Source organism: Ulvibacter sp. 2305UL32-6 (genome assembly GCF_058148545.1).
In genome coordinates this window covers 1-1,145 of record NZ_JBYVKA010000036.1, presented here as the reverse complement: position 1 = coordinate 1,145, position 1,145 = coordinate 1, and the positions used below count along the sequence as shown (strand labels likewise).

Below are 1,145 nucleotides of genomic sequence, written 5' to 3'. Positions count from 1 at the left end.
GCAAATTTGGTTGAGCCACAGCGAGCCAAGAAACGCCACTGGCATTATACAAACACGTTGGCAATAATCTTAGAAATGAACCGTATATTAATTATAATATTATTTTTTCAATCTATCTGCTTTTCTCAGTCTCAAGAAGATTTATTCAATAAATCCTTGGAATTTGCAGACGGTGGAAATTATACTAAATCAATCGAGTTATTAGATAAATTTATAGAGCTATACCCAAACTCCGACTACATACATAAAATTTACTTAAATAGAGCAACAGCAAAATCAAGAAAAAATGATTATGAAAGCGCCTATAAAGACTATACTACTGCATTTGCTATTGATAGTACATATGCAGAAGCGATTCGACAAAGAGGTTATTTAAGTAAAAAATTTAATAAATATGAATCTGCAATAGAAGATTACAATTTTGCGCTGAGAATTGATTCGAGTTTAATAGATACATATGTAAATAAAGCATTCCTTTATCAAGAAATAGGTGAAATCAATAACGCCTGCAAAAATTTTGAGTTGGCATTGGATGGTGGAATAACAGAATATGTTGAAAATATGCGATCGATCTGCGATACTACTTCAATTAGCTTTCAAAAAATCACCTACAAAATCCTTGTCGACAAATCTTCAAATATAACATATGGTTTTACGTTAGAAAATCCAATAAAAGTAGGCGTCGGACCAAAAAATCAAAAGTTGTATTTAGAAGCATTAAGAGATGTACAAGGAAATAAAATTGAATATAGAAGAATAGGTGTTGGAGGATATTATGAATCAAGAAATGGACTAATGGGAATTGCTTCAATAGACTCTTATGAAGTAAAGTATAGAAATGAAGAGGGTAATAAAAAAACTGATACTTTATATTTAACATTTTATGATTATCACCATCCTAAAATACCTTTAGGCTTTTTAGGCAGAAAGGATTTGAATTAAAGACTATTGCCAACACCATATAAAGCCAATGGCGGAAGTGGTTAATTGAATTAAAAGTCTTAAAAATAATTAACTATCTTTAAATCGGATAAAACTCGTAAACGGCTTCGCCGTGGCTTCCGAGTCGCACGCGTCGACGCCGCTGCCAACATTTGCTCCGCAAATTTGGTTGAGCCACAGCGAGCCAAGAACCGCCACTGGCA

Annotated in this window: 1 protein-coding gene; it reads left to right on the top strand. The window is 33.1% G+C overall.

What is annotated here, in order from left to right:
* On the top strand, nt 1-942 hold a 942-nt coding region (locus ACY2RU_RS17565; protein ID WP_490139787.1), incomplete at its 5' end, for a tetratricopeptide repeat protein.
* Nucleotides 943-1,145 lie beyond the last annotated feature (203 nt).